The sequence below is a fragment of the Winogradskyella sp. Asnod2-B02-A genome (assembly GCF_045063645.1).
Taxonomy (GTDB): Bacteria; Bacteroidota; Bacteroidia; order Flavobacteriales; family Flavobacteriaceae; genus Winogradskyella.
The window spans coordinates 977,716-996,908 of record NZ_JBEFOG010000026.1 but is presented as its reverse complement, the minus strand read 5'-3'; the positions used below and the strand labels follow the sequence as shown (position 1 = coordinate 996,908).

Here is a 19,193-nt window from a genome sequence, read left to right as displayed (position 1 = left end):
TTCTTTCTTGCTATTTAGTGCTAATATTTATATTTTGAAAAGGGGATATACTTTTAATAAAAAGTAGGAACGTCCAAAAATATTAATTAAAATATGAAAACGATATTGATTGTAGACAGTATGTCTAAAAATCTATATTTACTTAAATCTGAATTAGAAGAAGCGGGTTTTTTAGTTATAGAAGCTACAGATGGAAAAGACGGATTAGATAAGCTAAATAAAAATAGCATTGATGTCATTATCTCTAGTGTGTTGATGTCTTTGATGGATGGTTATAAGTTTTGTGAGGCTTGCAAAAAAGATAAATCATTTAAGCAAATTCCTTTTATTTTTTACACTTCTACTCATGTCGAAGAATCCGACAAAAATGTAGCTTACAAATTAGGGGCAGATTATTATTTGATAAACCCAAAAGATGCATCAAAATTACTTCTTATAATTAATGGTTTGTTTAAAGGAAACCAACTTAATTCAAAACTTAAAAAACAAAATAAACTAACCGGAGAAGAAGTGCTTAAACTTTCTGATAATCTCGTAGATAGTGATGTAGAACAAAAAAATATCGATCTAGGTAATAAATTATTAGAACAAGAAAAATCAGAAAAATTATTAATTAGTAAAAATCAAATTTTAGATTTATTAACGGAAAACACACCTTTAAATAAAATTTTTGACCATTTACTTTTAAACTTCGAATCTATCCATCCAGATTATTATGGCTGCATTAGTTTAGTAGATAAAGATGAAAGTCATCTCGTTTTAGAATCAGCACCATCACTACCTAAGTCTTATAGTTTGGCAATTAAAAGCCTGCCAATAATTATGAATTCTGGTTCATGCCCTACAGCAGCATTCATAAAAAGACCTGTTATAGTAGCAGATATAAGTACAGATAAGTTGTGGGATAAACATAAGGACATTGCCCTACAACATGGATTAAAGTCGTGTTGGTCTATTCCTATTTTATCAAAAGATAATACTGTATTAGGAACCTTTGCTATATACAGTAAGTCCATTAAATCGCCTACAATAGATGAGATAAGGGAAATTAATTTTGCTGTAAGCTTAGCTAATATTGCGCTTGAGAAGTCTAGAATAATTTTAGAAATTAAGAAAAAAAATGAATCGTATAACGCATTAATAAATCAGGCGAGTGATGCCATCCTTATGTATACATTTGATGGTGTTATTCATGAATTTAATCAAGCAATACACCAAATCTTAGGTTATACATCAGAAGAGTTTTCAAAGTTAAAGATTCAAGATGTTATTGTTGGTAATTTTATTACAATGCCAGATGTTTATATGCGGATTCTAGATGGGCAATCTGTATTTTTTGAAAGGCAACTAATTTGTAAAAATAAAACAATAGTAGATTTTGAAATCTCAGCAAAAAAGCAAAAAGACGGAAAAATATTATCCATAGGACGTAATATAACAGAACGAAAAAAAGCAGAAGTAAAACTTAGAGAAAACGAATACTTTTTAAGGCAAACTCAAAAAATAGCCAATATTGGATCTTATACTGTAGATTTAAAATCTAGGACATGGACAAGTTCACCTGTGTTAGATGAAATCTTTGGTATGGATGCATCATATGTAAAAACAGTTGAAAGCTGGAATAACCTTGTCCATCCAGACGAAAGAGAAGAGTTGTTAGATTATTTTGATCATTGTATAGCAAATAATAAAAAGATTAATATTGAATACCGAGTTATAAAAATTGATACAGAAGAAGAGATTTGGGTGACTGGTCTTGGTGAGTTAATTTTTGATAGTGAAAATAAAGCTGCAAAAGTGATAGGTACGATTCAAGATATTACTCATCGTAAAAAATCAGAAATAAAACTTAGAGAAAACGAATACTTTCTAAGACAATCTCAAAATGTAGCCAATATTGGTTCTTATAGCTTTGATATTAAATCTGGTATTTGGGAAGGTTCTCCAGTATTAGATGATATTTTTGGCATCAATGAATCATTTTTAAGAAATGTTGAAAATTGGATTGGTCTAATACACGTTGATGATAGAGAAATAATGCTACGTCATTTGCAAATAGATGTCATTAAAAATCACAAAAAATTTAATAAAGAATACAGACTTGTTAATGTTAAGAATAAGGAGGAAATTTGGGTAGAAGGCATTGGTGAATTAACTTTTGATAGTGATGGAAATCCCGATAAAATGATTGGTGTTATCCAAAATATTACTGAGCGTAAAATGGCTGAAGTGAAAATTTCAGAACGAGAGTATCACTTAAGACAATCTCAAATAGTTGCCAATATTGGTTCGTATAAGGTAGATATTGAGAAGAGAACTTGGACAGGATCATCTGTGTTAGATGAAATTTTGGGTATAGATGAATCATACCCTAAAACTGTTGAAAGCTGGAATAATCGTATCCACCCAGACGAAAGAAAAGAGTTGCTAAGTTATTTTGAATATTGTGTAGCAAATAATAAAAAGTTTAACAAAGAATACCGAGTGATAAAACTAGATACTCAAGAGGAAATCTGGGCACATGGTATAGGCGAGTTGATTTTTAATAGCGAAAACAAGCCTGTATACTTAATAGGAACTATTCAAGATATTACTCACCGAAAGCAATCGGAAATTAAACTGCAAGAAAGCGAGTATAGCTTAAGGCAATCTCAAATAGTTGCTAATATCGGTTCTTATGTATTAGATTTAAATACAAGGACTTGGGAGTCGTCTGCAGTATTAAATAATGTCTTTGGTATACCTGAATCTTATGTAAAAACTATTGAAAGTTGGGTGAATCTTATTCATCCTGATGAGAAGGAAGAGATGTTGAATTATTTGGAAAATAATATCATCAATAAAATTAATTTCAACAAAGAATATCGGGTTTTAAAACCAGATTCTAAAGAAGAAATTTGGGTTTATGGTATTGGTGAGTTACTTTATGATGATGATGGGAATGCAGTGAAACTGATTGGTACAATGCAAGATATTACCGATCGAAAGCGTTCTAGAATTAAACTTCAAGAAAGCGAAAAATCACTGTTAACAGCTCAAAAATTAGCTAAAATTGGTAGTTTTAATTTAGATATAAACAGGTTGGTAGGTGAGACTTCTGTAACCTTTAATGAAATTATTGGAGTAGACCATACTACTGAAGTTGATTTTCTGCTATGGAAATCAGTTGTTTATCCTCAAGATAGAGCTTTAATAAAAGACGCAGTTACAAATAGCGTAAAAAATAAAGAAAAATTTAGTTTAGAATATAGAATTATAACTAAAGATAAAAAGGAATTAAAATGGATTCATGGTTTAGGTGAAGTTATTTATGCTAATGGAAAAGCTATAAGTTTTATTGGTACTATTCAAGATATTACAGAGCGTAAAAAAATTGAATTAGATTTAAATATTGCAAATAAATTTTCATCTAGTCTTTTACAATCAATGCATGAAGGTTTATTTGCTATAAACCTAAACTCAGAAATAGTTAGTGTAAATCCAGCATTTTGTAAGATGACAGGTTTTACAGAAAAAGAATTAATAGGTATTAAGCGTCCATATCCTTTTTCTCCACCAGAATTAAGAAAAGAAAATAACAAACGTTATAAGCTGTTACTACAGAATAAAAATGAAAGCGATTATGAGAATATATACATGCGTAAAAATGGAGAACGTTTTCCTGTGCATGTAATGGTCTCAAGTATTTATGATGAGAATGGTGTAAAAACAGCAAATTTTGCAACTATAGAAGACATTACTCAAAGAAGAAATGCAGAAATAAACTTACAGTTAGCAAAAGCATTTAATGATAAGCTTATTATGTCTATGCAAGAAGGTTTACTTATTCTAGACATGTTAGGTAAGGTGATTAAAGTAAATGATTCGTTATGTAAACTTCTTGGATATTCAGAGCAAGAACTTATTGGGCTAGAGTTGCCCTACCCATTTGCACGAGAAGAAGACTTTGATAAAATGCAAGAGATTAAAGCTAAAGTAGCTAAAGATGAGGCACCTTCTTTTCTGTTAGAATTTACTAGAAAAAATGGTAGTGAATTTTTGGCTTCATTTTTGGCAGGTACCATAAAAAATGACAATGAAGATGTTATTGCCATCTTTGCTACTATAAAAGATGTCTCAGAAGAAGAAAAAGCTAAAAAAGTATTAGAGGAAAATGCTCAAAAATCATTAGAGCGTAAAAATGTTATTATTGAATTGGCTAGTCTTGTAGGTACTGATTATAAGGTGGCATTAAATAAAATAACAGCTTTATCTGCAAAAACGTTAAATGTAGGAAGGGGAAGCGTTTTAAAATTTAATAAAGAAAAAACAGAAATGTTTTGTGAAAAATCATACATCAGAAAAAATGATAGTTATGAAAGTGGGCAAGTGTTCTGTAAAAAAATAAATGAGAAGTATTTTGAAACAATAAACAAAGGTGAAATCGTTAGGGCCTCTAATGCTCAAATTAGTGATATTCTTGAAGGTTTTATGGAAGATCATCTTATACCATTAAACATAAAATCTAAATTGAGTATCCCAATTCAAGGTATAAATGAAGTTTACGGAATTCTCTGTTTTGAAGAAGTGGATGATAAGCATATTTGGTCTACAGATGAAGAAGAGTTTGCAACTTCGATAGCCAATTTAGTGTCTTTAATGATTCAAAGTACAGAACGAAAACTAGCAGAAAAAGCATCAGTTTTAGCAAATAATCAACTTACACTAGCTAATGATGAATTAAATAAATTACGAAACCAATTAGAGCAAGAAAATGTATATCTAAGAAATGAGTTAGATTTAGTATTTAACTATGAGGATATGGTTTATGGCAGTGCGGAGTTTAGCGATGTGTTAACCGAATTAGAAAAAGTAGCACCTACAAAAGCTACGGTTCTATTACTTGGGGAATCCGGAACAGGTAAAGAGTTATTGGCAAGAGCCGTGCACAATATAAGTACGCGTAATAACAAACCTTTAATTAAGGTTAATTGTGCAGCAATACCAAGAGAGCTCTTAGAAAGCGAATTGTTTGGGCATAAAAAAGGCTCATTTACAGGAGCATTTAATGATAAAATAGGAAAGTTTGAATTAGCAGATCAAGGCACTTTGTTTTTAGATGAAATTGGTGAATTGCCTTTAGATATGCAGCCAAAAATTTTAAGATTTTTACAAGAAGGTGAAATTGAAGTTGTTGGTGGTGCTGGCACAAAAAAGTTAGATGTTAGAGTGATTGCTGCCACAAACAGAGATTTAAGAGAAGAAATTGATAAAAAACGTTTTAGAGAAGATTTATTTTTTAGACTCAATGTGTTTCCTATAAAAGTTCCTGCGCTTCGTAAACGAAAAGATGATATTCCATTGTTAGTTGAGCATTTTGTAGAAAAATTTAATAAAAATTATGGTAAAAACATAAAGTATATAGCTGAAGAAGCTATGAATAAACTTAAAAACTATGATTGGCCTGGTAATATTAGAGAATTAGAGAATTTAATTGAACGTGCTGCTATTTTATCTACAGACGACACGTTATTTATACCAGGATTTGAATCTTCTAATCAAATGGTAAACCCAATAAATAAAAAAGATTTATCATTAGATGTAGCACAACGTAATCATATTCTTCGAATTTTAGAGCAATGCGACTGGAAAATAAGCGGACCCAATGGCGCATCTGAGCTATTAGCCGTTAAGCCGAGTACACTTCGTGATAAAATGAAAAAATTAGATTTAAAAAAGCCGAGTTAAAAACACGGTATTCCGTTAATCTTAAAAGTGGTTGAAAATGCATCACGGTATTCCGTGGGTGATTAAAGGGGTTTATATTCTGTTTTGTTTTTTATAGTATTGATATATAGTGATTTACGATTATTTTTGGAGTTGCTAATATCTTTTGGCATACCTATTGGCATAACGTTACAAAAGAACATTATGAGAAACGTTGTACAATATGAAGGTATTAAGCTTTGGGTAGACCAAGATGTCATTCATTGTAAGATTAGACCCGATTTTTTTAAAAATTACGAAAAGAAGAAAACAGAAGAGGCTTTGTTTAATGCTATTTCTATTTTATACGATAGAGAATACAGACCTCTGTTATTAGATTTAAAACAAATTAATAGAACTGATGCTATTGAGATATTCATGCTCATTTCTAATAGTGTGCCTATAAATACCTTAGTGCTTTCAAGAGCTTTTTTAGTGCGTTCTACATGCTTAAAATTTTTACTTGCCATAAATAATATTACAGGTAATAAGGTTGTGCCTAATAGAATTTATACAGATTTTGATTTAGCACTATTATATTGTAAACATAAATACAAGGATTTTAATACCGTTAGCCAAGGAAGTTTTACATGAGCAAAGTAATTGGATTTAATAATGCCATATTTTGGACAGATGATACGGGAATTCTTTATTGCGAGTTTAGTAGTAGTAGCCCAAATCTTAAATTAGAAAAACAAAATATAGAGCTATACATCAATGCTATTAAAACTTTATGTAATGGTAAACCCATGCCATTCCTTATAGATTTAAAAGACATTCGTGGTACGTTTTCTGTCGCTGCTGCTAATCTGGTAACTAATAATCCTGAGATTGTTAAATTAAGGATTACAGAATCTTATCTTGTTAATACTGTGAGAATGAAACTTTGGCTTGCGTGTTATAAGCGATTGTATGACAGAATTACTCCATTTGCTACTTTCAGTGATATCACCTCTGCTAAGAACTATTGTTTGGAAGCAAGAAGCAGGTTTTACAAAAGTGCTTAAATACCGCTTAAAATCGTATTTATGAGAGACTAAATCCACTTTAATGGTTTGTAAAAAGCATAAAGAAGATTTAAAAAAAACCTCAATAAGTCTAAAGTGTAAAACACAGCACAAACTTCTACAATTAAAAAATAATTAACGTTTTTAATGTAACACAGATACTTTAATTCGTATTTGAGTTAACCCTTTGCTTAAGCTAATCCTAGTTTTGTAAAATATTCAAATTTGACATGAAAAAATTAAGACTTAGCCAACTGCAACTTTTATTATGGTGTATTATTGCTACTATCGTTTTGTCCTTTAAAGGACATTCTCAAAGTTATACCAAAGAAGAGTTTAAAGATTCAATTGCAAATCAGCCTTATTTTTCAATCCATAAGGATAATTACTTTATCACAGGCGTACCAACTAATAAAACAATCGATAGAACAACAGCTAACGCTAAGTATCAAATTAGTTTTAAACAAATACTTACACGAAGCAGACTGCCTTGGGATACCTATTTATTTATGACGTATACGCAGAAATCTTTTTGGAATATATATAAAGAATCATTTCCGTTTAGCGATATTAATTTTAATCCTTCTATAGCAGTAGGAAAGGCTTTTTTTGATAAAAAAGGCAAATTAAAGGGGATTGCAAACCTTTCCTTTGAGCATGAATCTAATGGAAGAGATAGTATTTTCTCTAGAAGTTGGAATAGGCTTAGCTTAGAGTATACCACCAGTATAGCTAAAAATACAATAGGTAGATTTAAAGTTTGGGTGCCATTTGGCTATGAAGAAGGAAATCCAGATTTATTAGAATACGTAGGTCTAGGTCAAATTAATCTTTCACATATTATAAAGCCAGATAAGTTTTTTTTCGATATAAGATTTCGTAAAGGTCTAAACTTAGACCTAAAAGGATCTGTAAGAACACGCGTATATTTTAATCCGTTTGATAACAATATATCTAATCAGTACTTAATGCTCGAGTGGTTTGTTGGGCAAGCAGAAGGGATGCTCAACTATCAGCAATCTCAAAGTATGATTAGGCTTGGGTATGTAATAAGAACTAATGAGTTTAAATGGTTAAGTGGTAAATAGTAAATTGAAACAAGATTAGTTCCCTTTTAGTCTTTGCCATAAATCTTTCATAAGTTGTTTGCCGTCTCTATTTGTTTTTTCTTGTTCTATAAAAGTTACATTACCAGAAGAATCTACTTTTATTTCATATTTAAATACAAAATCTTGAGAGTTTGGTTCTAAACTCAATAAACCAAAACGCAAATCATTATAGTATAATGTATCATCTATTTTGTTAATAGTGTACCAACCTTCAGAAATGGCTATCATACGTTTTACTTTTTCATTCTCTATGAGATTTCCTAGTAAATAATGATTTTTAGGATATTTCTCAAACGAGATATCTTTAGTGTCAAAAAATGAATAGGTACCTAATAAGTAGTTGTCTTTAGTATCTACGTTGGCATTCCATAAAATGGTGTTTAGTGGTGAAGGTCTAATGTCTAATTGTAGGTAATTAATATCTTCAGTTAGTAATTGGTCTTCAAATTGATTTAATGCTTTGTCTTTTAATATAAAAGTAAGTGCTAAATATGCTGTACTAATAGTTAATCCAATACCATTATAAAGTCTTCTTTTTTCTGAATTTCGTTTTTGAAACATTGTTAAAATCAAGAATACCAAAAAGGGTAAAGTATATAAGGGGTCAATAACAAAAATGGTTTTAAAAGCCAATCTTAAATCCAAAGGCCAAAATAGTTGTGTGCCCCAAGTGGTATGTGCATCTAATATTGGATGTGTTATTAGTGCCCAGAAAAATAACCACGACCAGCCTTTAAAATCTTTATATTTTTCATATCTCGAAACAAGCCAACCAAAAAGAGGAGCAAAAAGCACTGAAAATATAATAGAATGTGTAAATCCACGATGAATCTCTAAAGCAGAAACTGTATCTGTAAAATAAGAAGCAAAAACATCTAAATCTGGTATGGTACCAGCGATTGCTCCATATAAAATGGCTTTATTGCCTACTTTTTTTCCTAAAACAGCCTCTCCAACGGCTGCTCCTAAAACGATTTGTGTGAGTGAATCCATAATTAGTGGTAAAAATACATTTTCTAATATAGAAAATTAGTCTCATTGTTGTAGTGTTTTTATGTGAGCACTGTAACATTAGTTACCTAATTATTTTTTATTCTTTCGTATCTTTAGTAAAACTTAGTTTGTATGAAAAATGTTATTGGATTTCTCGTGTTAATTGTAACTTTAGTAAGTTGTAACTCAAGTAATAAAACGAAAGACACATATGGTAGTGTTGATAAATCGAGTACAACAAAAGAGCATCCTGGTAAAAAAATGATGGAAGCTAATTGCTATGTTTGCCATAATCCTACTGCAACTGAAGCCGATAGAATTGGTCCTCCAATGATTGCCATTAAAAAACATTATATTGATAGTGAAACAAGTAAAGAAGACTTTATTGCTTCAATGCAAGCTTGGATTAAAAACCCAAATGCAGCTGATGCTAAAATGTATGGAGCTGTAAAACGATTTGGTGTGATGCCAAAACAAGCATTTGCAGAGAAAACTATAGAACAGATTTCAGATTATATGTATGATTATGATATAGAGCAACCAGAATGGTTTGAAGATCACTATAATAAAGAAAGAGGTAATGGAAAAGGAAATGGCCAAGGTAAAGGCATGGGAAATGGGCAAGGTAATGGTATGGGAAATGGACAAGGTAAAAAGCATGGTATGCAACAAGCCCAAACAAATTTTCAAGATTTACCTTATGGTGAACGTGGTTTAAAATATGCGTTAACCACAAAAGCGGTTTTGGGTAAAAATTTAATGGGTACAATTCAGAAAAAAGGAACTTTAGAAGCATTAACATTTTGCAATGAGCGAGCATATCCTTTAACAGATAGTATGTCAGTGGTGCATAATGCTATTATAAAACGTGTTTCAGATAAACCTAGAAATCCAAAAAATAAAGCGAATTCAGAAGAATTAGAATATATAAATACCTTTAAAAAGGTTATTGCTAATAATGAAGAAGCAAGTCCAATTGTAAAAGAACTAGATAATAAAGTTAAGGTTTATTACCCAATTACGACAAACACCATGTGTCTTCAATGCCACGGAAAACCTAATGAGACTTTAGAGAATATTACATTAACAAGAATTAAGAGCTTATATCCTATGGATAAGGCTATAGGTTATAATATTAATGAAGTAAGAGGCATTTGGAGTATTACTTTTGATAAATAAATATAAGTCAGGTATGAGCAAATTTTCAGAAATAATAAATCAAGATCAACCCGTTTTAGTTGACTTCTTTGCAGATTGGTGTGGACCATGTAAAATGTTGAGCCCAATTTTAAAACAAGTGAAAGACACCTTAGGAGAAGGTGTAACTATTCTTAAAATTGATGTTGACAAAAATCAAGCTTTAGCTTCAAAATACCAAGTTAGAGGTGTGCCAACCATGCTATTGTTTAAAAATGGGAAGCAAGTCTGGAGGCAATCTGGAGTGCTTCAAAAAGATGAGATTATAAATGTTATTACTACAGCTAAATAATTAATTGGGATTTATAATTAAAAGATTAGCAGGTTGATAGTTTTTTATATTTAATGATAAATATCATTTTTATTAAAAGTTATTGTTATTAATTTTACACTCTCAAAATTAAATAAATACACATATGATTAATACATTAATAGCATTATATAGTTGGACAGGTGGAGTTGTAATGATTGCAATTTTCGCATTGGTTTGCATTACGCTGGTTGGCATTTTAATTAACTTTTTGTCTAAAGGTAAAAGTAAAGATGAGTCTAACAGTCTTAATGAAGATAATAACTCAGAGTATTAATTAAAGCTAATTATATATTTGAAAAGAGGGTAGTCAATAATTAACTACCCTCTTTTTTTGTATTTATACTAAAATTTATACTGTAAAAATGCTGAAAAATTTCTACCAGGTTCTGTGATTGGTGTGCTTCCAAAATCTGTTTGGTTGGTAAAAGAAAAGTTTAAATGATTATTGTAAGCTTCATCTAAAGCGTTTATCACTGCAACACCTAACGTAATATTCTTAATTGGTTTAACACCTAATCTAATATCTAAGGTTTGGTAACCATCGGTTTCTGTTTCACCGAAACTTCTTGAAATGTTATCTTGCTTAGAGACCATATTATATTGAATATTTGCCCAAAACTTGGCTCTATTTATTCCAACAGCTACTCGTGTTGTAAATGGAGGTGTTAGCGGCAGTGATTCTCCTAAATCCTTGTTTTTAGCATACACATAAGAAAATTCAGATTTAAAATAATAATGATCTAAAAAATCAATTTGTGCCATGGCTTCAAATCCAGTTTTGTAAGCCTCATCAAGGTTTCTAAACACTTTTGGGTTTGTTGGTTCTAGCGTAGGATTAAATTTTCGAGTTAACGATTCATCTACAATCCCAACGATATAGTTTTCAAAAAACGAATAGTAAAAAGAGGTTTCATACCTAAAACTATTAAAGCCATTTTTTAGTGGCTCATTGCCTTTAAAACCAATTTCGAACTGATTATTAACTTCAGCTTTTAAGTCTGGATTTCCAATATACTCATAAGGATCTTGACCTACCGTAAAGTGATTAATAAAACGTTCTATCATATTAGCAGAGCGCACACCACGACCATAAGCTGCTTCTAAAGTGAATTTATCTGAAACTCTCTTTTTAACAGAAACAGTTCCACTAATGTTGTGTTCTGTTCGTTTATTAAGGTCATACATGGCTGCAAAATCGTCTTCAGGATCTTGTATATCTGAAGTTACATTATCATAACGTAATCCTGCAGTGAAAATAGTATTAGCACCAAAACTATATTTAGCTTCTGTAAATACACCTATATCTGTAATATAAGAATCTTGCCAAACCTTATCATTAAATGTAACAGGTGTTGGTAATGTATTGCCATTCATTATTTTTATTAATCGCGTTCTGCCTCCATCTCTTGCAATATACATGGCATCTAAACCAGAAAAGACATTCAATTTTTCAAAAGGGCTCCAATTGAGTTCTATTTTTCCACCAGCTGTAACAGCATCAACAGCAGAAGCGGCTTCCATCATCATAAACGAAGGTCTATTGTTATTAGTCATTAAATGATCTACATAACTGTAATACGCTTTAGCAGTTAATGACTTTATAGTTTTGCCAATATCATCTAATGAGTAATCTAAAGAAAGAATACTGCTATTATCATATTCCGTATCCATTGGTAATGCAGCATGCAACACATCGCGACCAAAAGATTGTCTCCAGTGCGCTTGTAAACGTTGATCGTCAGAAAAATTATAACCTATTTTAATACCATAATCGGTACTTCTAAATGACGAAGGGATTTCGGTGCCATCTCCATCTTCATAATTTCCAAAATCTCTATAACCAGCATTGGCAACAATATCGTATTTATCTTTAATATATTGTAATTGCACAAGGTTAACCAAAGAGTTACCATTGCTTTCATAGCCACCAGAAACTTTACCATGTAAACCATAATCCTCAAAATCTGGTTTTTGAGTAACTAGATTTACAATACCACCAAAAGTAGCACCATACCTTACTGTGTATGGTCCTTTTATAATTTCAATTTTAGAAATTTCTTCAGGAATAATATGCGTAGTTATAGGGTCCATTCGGTTAGGACAAGCATGCATCGCTTTTGTACCACCATCATATTGAATATTGAGTTGCTCATATTGTGCGCCTCTAAACGATGGATCGATAGCATAATTCCCTCTCTTTATAACCGAAAAGCCATTAATGTTGTTAAATAAATCGGCAACGTTCTTAGGTTGCACAATTTTTTCGTCATATTTATTGGAAACAATGGTAAGTACAGGATCGGTTTTTAAATTTCCGGTAATAATGACTTCTGTGAGTTTAGTTGTTTTTTGTTTTGTAGTATCTTTTTTGGTTTCATTTTTTTCTTGACCAAAAGATATTGCTGTAATTAGCGTGCATAAAAGCACTCTATAAAATGTTTTCATATTATATGAGTATTGTATTTGACTTAAGTATTTATAGTAGATAGAGCTACTAAATTAAAAGTAAAATTATACTCTTGGAGGATGAAAATAATCGTAAGTGTTATGGTAACAATATAGGTTAAGGTAAGAAGAAAAGTGTTGCTTTTTTATTTGAATTTTTTTGGAAAATTCAATTTTAGAAATCGGATTTAGATAAAGAGTAAGTTCTTTAAAATCAACAATACTCTCTGGTGTTTTTTTCTGTTTATCCTGAGATTGAGCTACTTTTTTTAGTTGACATTTCCCGTTGCATTGAAGCTCTGGCTTGTCTTTATTTTCACAGAGATTATCAATAAAACCAATTGGGTCTAATTTAAAATAAGCGTAAGTCAAAGAAGCTTTTGTACTATTAAATAGTAACAAACAGGTTAATAGAACTAAAACGATGTAACCCCTTAATTTCATTTTAAGCAAATTTAAAATAGCATTTTCTTTTCTTTACTAACTTTTATCATGTTTTTAAATATATAATAGGAGTTTAATGAACGCGTAAATATTTTAAAATAGTATTCATATAAAATATGGAAAGTTCTTTATAAAAAATGACAATTAAAGTAACATTAGTTACAGCTTGGTGATAAAAAGCAAGACGCTAAATGGTTTAACTAAATAAGTTTATAAAATATGGAAGTGTATGACATAGATCAGTTTTTCTTCTTTCTAAAAGTGTAAACTTGCGATCTTAATTAAAAAATCACAAACGAATTTTAAACATTCTTAGCTTTAAATTTCAAGAAATATTTAGTACATACTTTAAAATATCATTAATTAATACATTACATAATGCTTAAAAAAATATCACTTTTATTGTTACTTCTAATAACAGTTAATCAAATTACAGCGCAAGAAAAACATAGTACTCCTGCAGATGAACATGAAGGATCATCTGGAGAAGGCTTTAGAGTTGCAGTTGTTATTGGCCATACTTATATAAAGAGTGAAGGCACTGATAGTCATCTTTTTGTGCCGTCTTGGGGACTTGATGTAGATTATTGGTTTAACCATAAATGGGGAATTGGATTGCATAATGATGTAGAAATAGAAAGTTTTATAGTTGAAAAAAGCTCTGGAGAAGAAATTGAACGTGTTAATCCATTAGTTTTAACCCTAGATGCACTTTATCATATCTCTAATGGATTTGTTATTAGTGTAGGACCAGGAATTGAAATAGAGGAGAATGAATCATTTGTTTTGGCTCGCGTAGGATTAGAATACGAATATGAGTTTGGTTCTGATTTTTACATGATGCCCACACTTTTTTATGATCATCGTTTTGATGGATTCAGTACTGCAACCATTGGATTAGGTGTTGGTTATAAATTTTAAAGTTTATTTAATTATTGTTTTTAATTTTTTGTTATGCTTATTAAAACAAGAGTTAGTGTATTGTATATCAAAATTTTAGGGTTTTAGTAGTTGCTAGAAAATTTCATAAACGATTCGTTTTAGTAACATAGGTTACATAGTTAAAATCTATTGCAATCTATATTTGCTATAAATTAATTAAATACCTAAAAATTATGAATACTACAGAATCAATAAAAGAAGAGCAATCATTTGCAATGCCAAGAATTGGTGATAAAGCACCAGAGTTTAAAGCTGTAACAACACAAGGAGATATTAATTACCCTTCAGACTATAAGGGTAAATGGTCTATATTATTTAGTCATCCTGCAGATTTTACACCTGTTTGTACCTCTGAGTTTATGACATTTGCACATTTAGAAGAAAAATTTGAAAAGGCGAATTGTAGTCTTATTGGGTTGTCTATTGATGGTCTTTACAGCCATATTGCTTGGTTAAGAACTATTAAGGACAAGATTGAGTTTAAAGGCATGAAAAACATAGAGGTTAAGTTTCCTTTAATCGAGGATATTTCTATGGATGTTGCCAAAAAATATGGAATGATTCAGCCAGGAGAAAGCAAAACACAAGCGGTAAGAGCGGTCTTTTTTGTAGATCCTAATGAAACCGTTAGAGCTATTATTTATTACCCATTAAGTCTTGGCCGTAATTTCGATGAGTTATACAGAGCCTTAATTGCTATGCAAACTTCAGACAAATTTAATGTTGCAACTCCAGCAGATTGGAATCCTGGTGATGATGTTATTGTATCGCCTGCAGGATCTTGTGGTGTAGCCGAAGAACGTATGAGTTCTACAGAAGATTTAGATTGTAAAGACTGGTTCTTCTGTACTAAAAAGTTAGATAAAGATTTAGTGTTAGATTCAATCTTAAAAAAGTAAAATGATTTCAATTAAAAAAGAGCCTCTAATTGAGGCTCTTTTTGTAATTTAAGTCATTATGGATTGTTAATTCTTGCCTAAAATTGATAAATATTAGAATGCTTCAAATTTTTAGTTTTAAATTTATAAGAGTATTCATTCGTTTATCATAAAGTTCAATATTAAAAGAGAAATTATGAAAGTTATACAATTTGAAGACAAACCATTAGCACATTATTCTTATGCAATTATTAGTGGTAATGAAATGGCATTAGTGGATCCAGCGAGAGATCCTAAACCTTATTATCAATTGGCAGAAAAGCATAATGTAAAAATTAAAGCTGTTTTTGAGACGCATCCACATGCTGATTTTGTGAGTAGTCACTTGCAAATTCATAAAGAAACTGGTGCAACAATTTATGTGAGCAAATTAGTGGGAGCCAACTATCCGCATCAAGGTTTTGATGATGGTAATTCTGTTACTATAGGAAACACTAAATGTTCTGCCATAAATTCACCTGGTCACTCACCAGATAGTATAACAGTAATTGCAGTCGATGAAGAAAATAACTATGCTATGTTCTCTGGAGACACCTTATTTATTGGTGATGTTGGAAGACCAGATTTAAGAGAAAAAGCAGGTAACATGAAGGCAAAAAGAGAAGAACTAGCGGGAAGTATGTATCATACAATCCAAAATAAGTTTAATCATTTACCAGATACCACTATAGTTTACCCAGCACATGGAGCAGGTTCATTGTGTGGTAAAAACATGAGTACGGATTCTCAAAGTACATTGGGAAGAGAGCGAAAAGAAAATTGGGCTTTTAAAAATCTTACAGAAGAACAGTTTATGAGCCATATTTTAAAAGACCAACCATTTATCCCTTCATATTTTGGATTCAATGTGGATATTAATAAAAATGGAGCCACTAATTTTGAAAGTAGTATTGCACAACCAGAATTTCATTTTAAATCTGAAGCCACTCAAGATAAAGAGGCTTTAATTATAGATGTTAGAAATAAAGAACAATTTAAAGAGAATCATATCTCAGGCAGTATTAATATTATTGGAGAAACCGAAGATGACAAGCTAGAAACATGGTTAGGTTCTATTGTTAAACCTGAAGAAAAGTTCTATGTCGTTTTAAATTCGGTGGACGATAAAGAAGATATTTTACATCGTATTGCAAAAATAGGATACGAAAAACAACTTATTGGTTTGTTAACTTTAGATGATTCAATATTTGAGACTTCGGAAAAGTTACATTTGGAAGATTTTAAAAAGCATCCAGATCATTATACCATCGTAGATATAAGAAATAGAAGTGAAGTTGCAGAACAAAAGTTTTTTGAAAACGCGATTTCTTATCCACTAAATGAGCTTAGAGATAAAGCAAATGACATCCCAAAAGATAAACCTATTGTAGTGCATTGTGCAGGTGGTTATCGTAGTTCAGCCGGAACAAGTATTCTAGAAAAAGCATTAGAAGGCGTAAAAGTTTACGATTTGAGTGATGATATAGAACAATTTAAAGATTAGTTTTATTGAAGACTAAAAAAGATTATATATACGTAGGTATTCAATTAGTGCTTTTTGTCGTTTATTTTTTACCGATTCAAAACATTAACATAAATCTTCCCGAATGGTTACGCTATTCGGGATTGCTTATGCTAATCTTAGGTTTGGTTTTAGCATTAGTCGCACTGTTGCAAATCAATACAAAACTTTCGCCTTTTCCAACACCTGTTACAAATGGCAAATTGATTACGTCGGGAGCTTATAACATAGCGAGACATCCTATTTATACCGCTTTACTTTTTGTAGGATTCGGCTATGCTTTGCATGAAACTTCTTGGTATAAAATGTTAATAACAGTAGTGTTACTGATTTTGTTTTATTTCAAGTCGCAGTATGAAGAAGAATTACTGACAAATCACTATTCAGAGTATTCAAATTATAAAATGAAAACACGACGATTTATTTAGTATTTCAAAACCAATAGTTTAATGTCAAAAAAAATCCAAGCCTATAAAATTACCACGCTTACAGGTGTTGCCTTAGTGGTGGCAAATATGATTGGCACTGGTGCATTTACCAGTTTAGGATTTCAGTTAAAAGACTTAAACAATCCAACGATTATATTAATTCTTTGGGTTTTAGGAGGATTAATTGCCTTGTCTGGCGCTTTTAGTTATGCTGAAATAGGGACACATATACAACGTTCAGGTGGTGAATATGCTTTTCTTACTAAGCTGTTTCATCCACTTGTTGGTTATTTATCGGGTTGGATTTCAATAACCGTTGGTTTTGCTGCACCAATCGCTTTGTCGGCTATGGCTTTTGTGGCTTATTTTCCCTATTTTAATCTGAATCCTAAATGGACAAGCATTATACTGCTTGCCGTTATTACGGGCATTCATACAAAAAACTTGTCTTTAAGTTCTAAATTTCAGAATATTAGTACGTTTCTAAAAATTGCAATCATAGTGGCACTAATTGGTATTGGTGTTTGGCAAGAACCAACGTTTAACAGTATAGAATTTTTATCTAATTCAGATTATTCTAATCTTATTTCACCTGCATTTGCGGTAGCATTAATTTATGTGAGTTATTCATATTCCGGCTGGAATGCTGCAGCGTATATTACTGAAGAATTTAAAAATCCTAAAAAATCATTACCCATAGCTTTAATCGGAGGTACTTTAATTGTAACGGTTCTGTACACACTTTTACAATATGTATTTTTAAAACATGTCCCTATTCCGGAGTTAAAAGGGGAATTAAATGTCGGTACTATTGCTATGACTAAAATGATGGGTCAAGATTACGGACGGTGGTTTGGATTGGCTATTTCGTTATTGCTAGTGTCAGGCATAAGCGCTATGGTTTGGGTAGGTTCAAGAGTGACCTCTAGTCTTGCAAAAGATCATAAGTTTTGGAATTATTTTAAAACCGAAAACAATAACATTCCACAACGCGCCTTATGGTTACAATTTGGCATTAGTGCGTTATTAATTTTAACAGGAACATTTGAGCAAATACTAATTTATTGTGGTATTCTTTTAACCATATCTTCTATGGCAACCGTTATTGGTGTTTTCAAATTACGAAAGCAGTATAAAAATATAAAAACCGATAGATTTAAAAGTCCGTTGTTTCCACTTTTTCAAATCCTATTTGTTATCTTATCCCTATGGATGATTGCCTATGCGTTTATCAATAGTCCTTTTGAAGTTTTCATAGGTTTTGGTAATATAATCGTAGGTTTTTTAACCTATTGGTGGAGTAATACATTGAATAAAAATCACTTAAAATTGAAATAAAATGAAATCAAAAAATAATACATACAAAAAAACACATGTAACAATGAGCAAAGTAAAACATCTTTTTCTAGCGACAACTTTAGTATTGGCATTTACAGCTTGTAAAGAGAATAATGAGAAAAATAATAGTCAAGATATGAAACACGAAACTAATCACGAGACAAAAAAAGAGGAAGGCCATCATGGACACCATCATAAATCGGACAGTTCAAAAACGGCAAATGACTATATGCACCAATCAAATACTGAAGAATTAATAGAACGTTTTGAATCAAAAGAGCGTGATGACTACCAAAAGCCAGAAATAGTGCTTGAATACCTTGGAGATTTAAAGAATAAAAAAATAATGGATATTGGTGCTGGTTCAGGTTATTTTTCCTTGAAATTAGCAGACAAAGGAGCACAAGTTATTGCAGCTGATGTTAGCGATGAATTTCAAGAGGTCATACAAAAACGCATAGAAGATAATAAACTAGAAAATATAGAGCTTCGAAAAATTCCATACGACAGTCCAAATTTAGCAGATAATGAAGTTGACATGGTGTTAATTGTAAATACCTATCATCATATTGAAAACCGAATCGATTATTTTTCGAAAGTTAAAAAAGGAATCAAACCAGAAGGTGAATTGGTTGTCATTGATTATTTTAAAAAAGAACTTCCAGTTGGTCCACCTACAAACCATAAAATTGATTTGGAAACTGTAAAACAAGAATTAACAAAAGCAGGTTACACACAATTAGATGTCAATATAGATTTACTGCCTTACCAATTCATCATTAGAGCAAAGTAA

16 protein-coding genes are annotated in these 19,193 nt (G+C 31.1%); 13 read left to right on the top strand and 3 right to left on the bottom strand.

Features of this window, described 5'->3' with window-relative positions; genetic code table 11:
• Positions 1-93 precede the first annotated feature (93 nt).
• The 4 genes from ACJJVO_RS07850 (at position 94) to ACJJVO_RS07835 (ending at position 7,840) form a co-directional block, all read left to right on the top strand.
• The gene (locus ACJJVO_RS07850; protein WP_405572536.1) at positions 94-5,727 is read left to right on the top strand and encodes a PAS domain S-box protein; all 5,634 of its coding nucleotides are present in this window, start codon (positions 94-96) and stop codon (positions 5,725-5,727) included.
• A gap of 183 nt (positions 5,728-5,910) precedes the next feature.
• Complete coding sequence (locus ACJJVO_RS07845) at positions 5,911-6,339, top strand: hypothetical protein (protein WP_405572533.1); 429 nt, start codon at positions 5,911-5,913, stop codon at positions 6,337-6,339.
• On the top strand, positions 6,336-6,752 hold the full coding sequence (locus ACJJVO_RS07840; protein ID WP_405572531.1) for a hypothetical protein: 417 nt from the start codon (positions 6,336-6,338) through the stop codon (positions 6,750-6,752). Before ACJJVO_RS07845 ends, ACJJVO_RS07840 begins: the two co-directional genes overlap by 4 nt.
• A 230-nt stretch (positions 6,753-6,982) precedes the next feature.
• The gene (locus tag ACJJVO_RS07835) at positions 6,983-7,840 is read left to right on the top strand and encodes a phospholipase A (RefSeq protein ID WP_405572528.1); all 858 of its coding nucleotides are present in this window, start codon (positions 6,983-6,985) and stop codon (positions 7,838-7,840) included.
• Positions 7,841-7,855: 15 nt separating this feature from the next.
• On the opposite strand, the gene ACJJVO_RS07830 is transcribed toward ACJJVO_RS07835, so the two are convergent.
• Positions 7,856-8,854 carry a metal-dependent hydrolase gene (locus ACJJVO_RS07830; protein WP_405572525.1) on the bottom strand — a complete coding sequence of 333 codons (999 nt, stop codon included), beginning with the start codon at positions 8,852-8,854 and terminating at the stop codon, positions 7,856-7,858.
• A gap of 132 nt (positions 8,855-8,986) precedes the next feature.
• On the opposite strand from ACJJVO_RS07830, the gene ACJJVO_RS07825 reads away from it, so the two are divergent.
• The 3 genes from ACJJVO_RS07825 to ACJJVO_RS07815 all read left to right on the top strand — a co-directional run bounded on the left by ACJJVO_RS07825 (position 8,987) and on the right by ACJJVO_RS07815 (position 10,638).
• Complete coding sequence (locus tag ACJJVO_RS07825; protein ID WP_405572523.1) at positions 8,987-10,033, top strand: DUF3365 domain-containing protein; 1,047 nt, start codon at positions 8,987-8,989, stop codon at positions 10,031-10,033.
• A gap of 13 nt (positions 10,034-10,046) precedes the next feature.
• Positions 10,047-10,343 (top strand): thioredoxin, encoded by a 297-nt coding sequence (gene trxA / locus ACJJVO_RS07820; RefSeq protein WP_405572520.1) that lies wholly within the window; start codon positions 10,047-10,049, stop codon positions 10,341-10,343.
• 124 nt (positions 10,344-10,467) lie between these two features.
• Positions 10,468-10,638, top strand: a complete 171-nt coding sequence (locus ACJJVO_RS07815) for a hypothetical protein (protein ID WP_405572518.1) — start codon at positions 10,468-10,470, stop codon at positions 10,636-10,638.
• 68 nt (positions 10,639-10,706) lie between these two features.
• On the opposite strand, the gene ACJJVO_RS07810 is transcribed toward ACJJVO_RS07815, so the two are convergent.
• Both ACJJVO_RS07810 and ACJJVO_RS07805 read right to left on the bottom strand, forming a co-directional pair.
• On the bottom strand, positions 10,707-12,809 hold the full coding sequence (locus tag ACJJVO_RS07810; protein ID WP_405572515.1) for a TonB-dependent receptor domain-containing protein: 2,103 nt from the start codon (positions 12,807-12,809) through the stop codon (positions 10,707-10,709).
• 66 nt (positions 12,810-12,875) lie between these two features.
• Positions 12,876-13,253 carry a hypothetical protein gene (locus ACJJVO_RS07805; protein WP_405572513.1) on the bottom strand — a complete coding sequence of 126 codons (378 nt, stop codon included), beginning with the start codon at positions 13,251-13,253 and terminating at the stop codon, positions 12,876-12,878.
• Positions 13,254-13,631: 378 nt separating this feature from the next.
• Between ACJJVO_RS07805 and ACJJVO_RS07800 the strand changes: the two genes are divergently transcribed.
• The 6 genes from ACJJVO_RS07800 (at position 13,632) to ACJJVO_RS07775 (ending at position 19,193) form a co-directional block, all read left to right on the top strand.
• A complete protein-coding gene (locus tag ACJJVO_RS07800; protein WP_405572511.1) occupies positions 13,632-14,174 on the top strand; it encodes a hypothetical protein in 543 nt (180 codons plus the stop codon).
• Positions 14,175-14,368: 194 nt separating this feature from the next.
• Positions 14,369-15,094, top strand: coding sequence for a peroxiredoxin (locus tag ACJJVO_RS07795; RefSeq protein WP_405572508.1), 726 nt, complete (start codon positions 14,369-14,371; stop codon positions 15,092-15,094).
• Positions 15,095-15,269: 175 nt separating this feature from the next.
• On the top strand, positions 15,270-16,616 hold the full coding sequence (locus tag ACJJVO_RS07790) for a rhodanese-like domain-containing protein (RefSeq protein WP_405572505.1): 1,347 nt from the start codon (positions 15,270-15,272) through the stop codon (positions 16,614-16,616).
• A 5-nt stretch (positions 16,617-16,621) separates the two neighbouring features.
• Positions 16,622-17,062 carry a methyltransferase family protein gene (locus ACJJVO_RS07785; protein WP_405572503.1) on the top strand — a complete coding sequence of 147 codons (441 nt, stop codon included), beginning with the start codon at positions 16,622-16,624 and terminating at the stop codon, positions 17,060-17,062.
• A gap of 21 nt (positions 17,063-17,083) precedes the next feature.
• Positions 17,084-18,400 carry an APC family permease gene (locus ACJJVO_RS07780; RefSeq protein WP_405572501.1) on the top strand — a complete coding sequence of 439 codons (1,317 nt, stop codon included), beginning with the start codon at positions 17,084-17,086 and terminating at the stop codon, positions 18,398-18,400.
• A 1-nt stretch (position 18,401) separates the two neighbouring features.
• Complete coding sequence (locus tag ACJJVO_RS07775; protein ID WP_405572498.1) at positions 18,402-19,193, top strand: class I SAM-dependent methyltransferase; 792 nt, start codon at positions 18,402-18,404, stop codon at positions 19,191-19,193.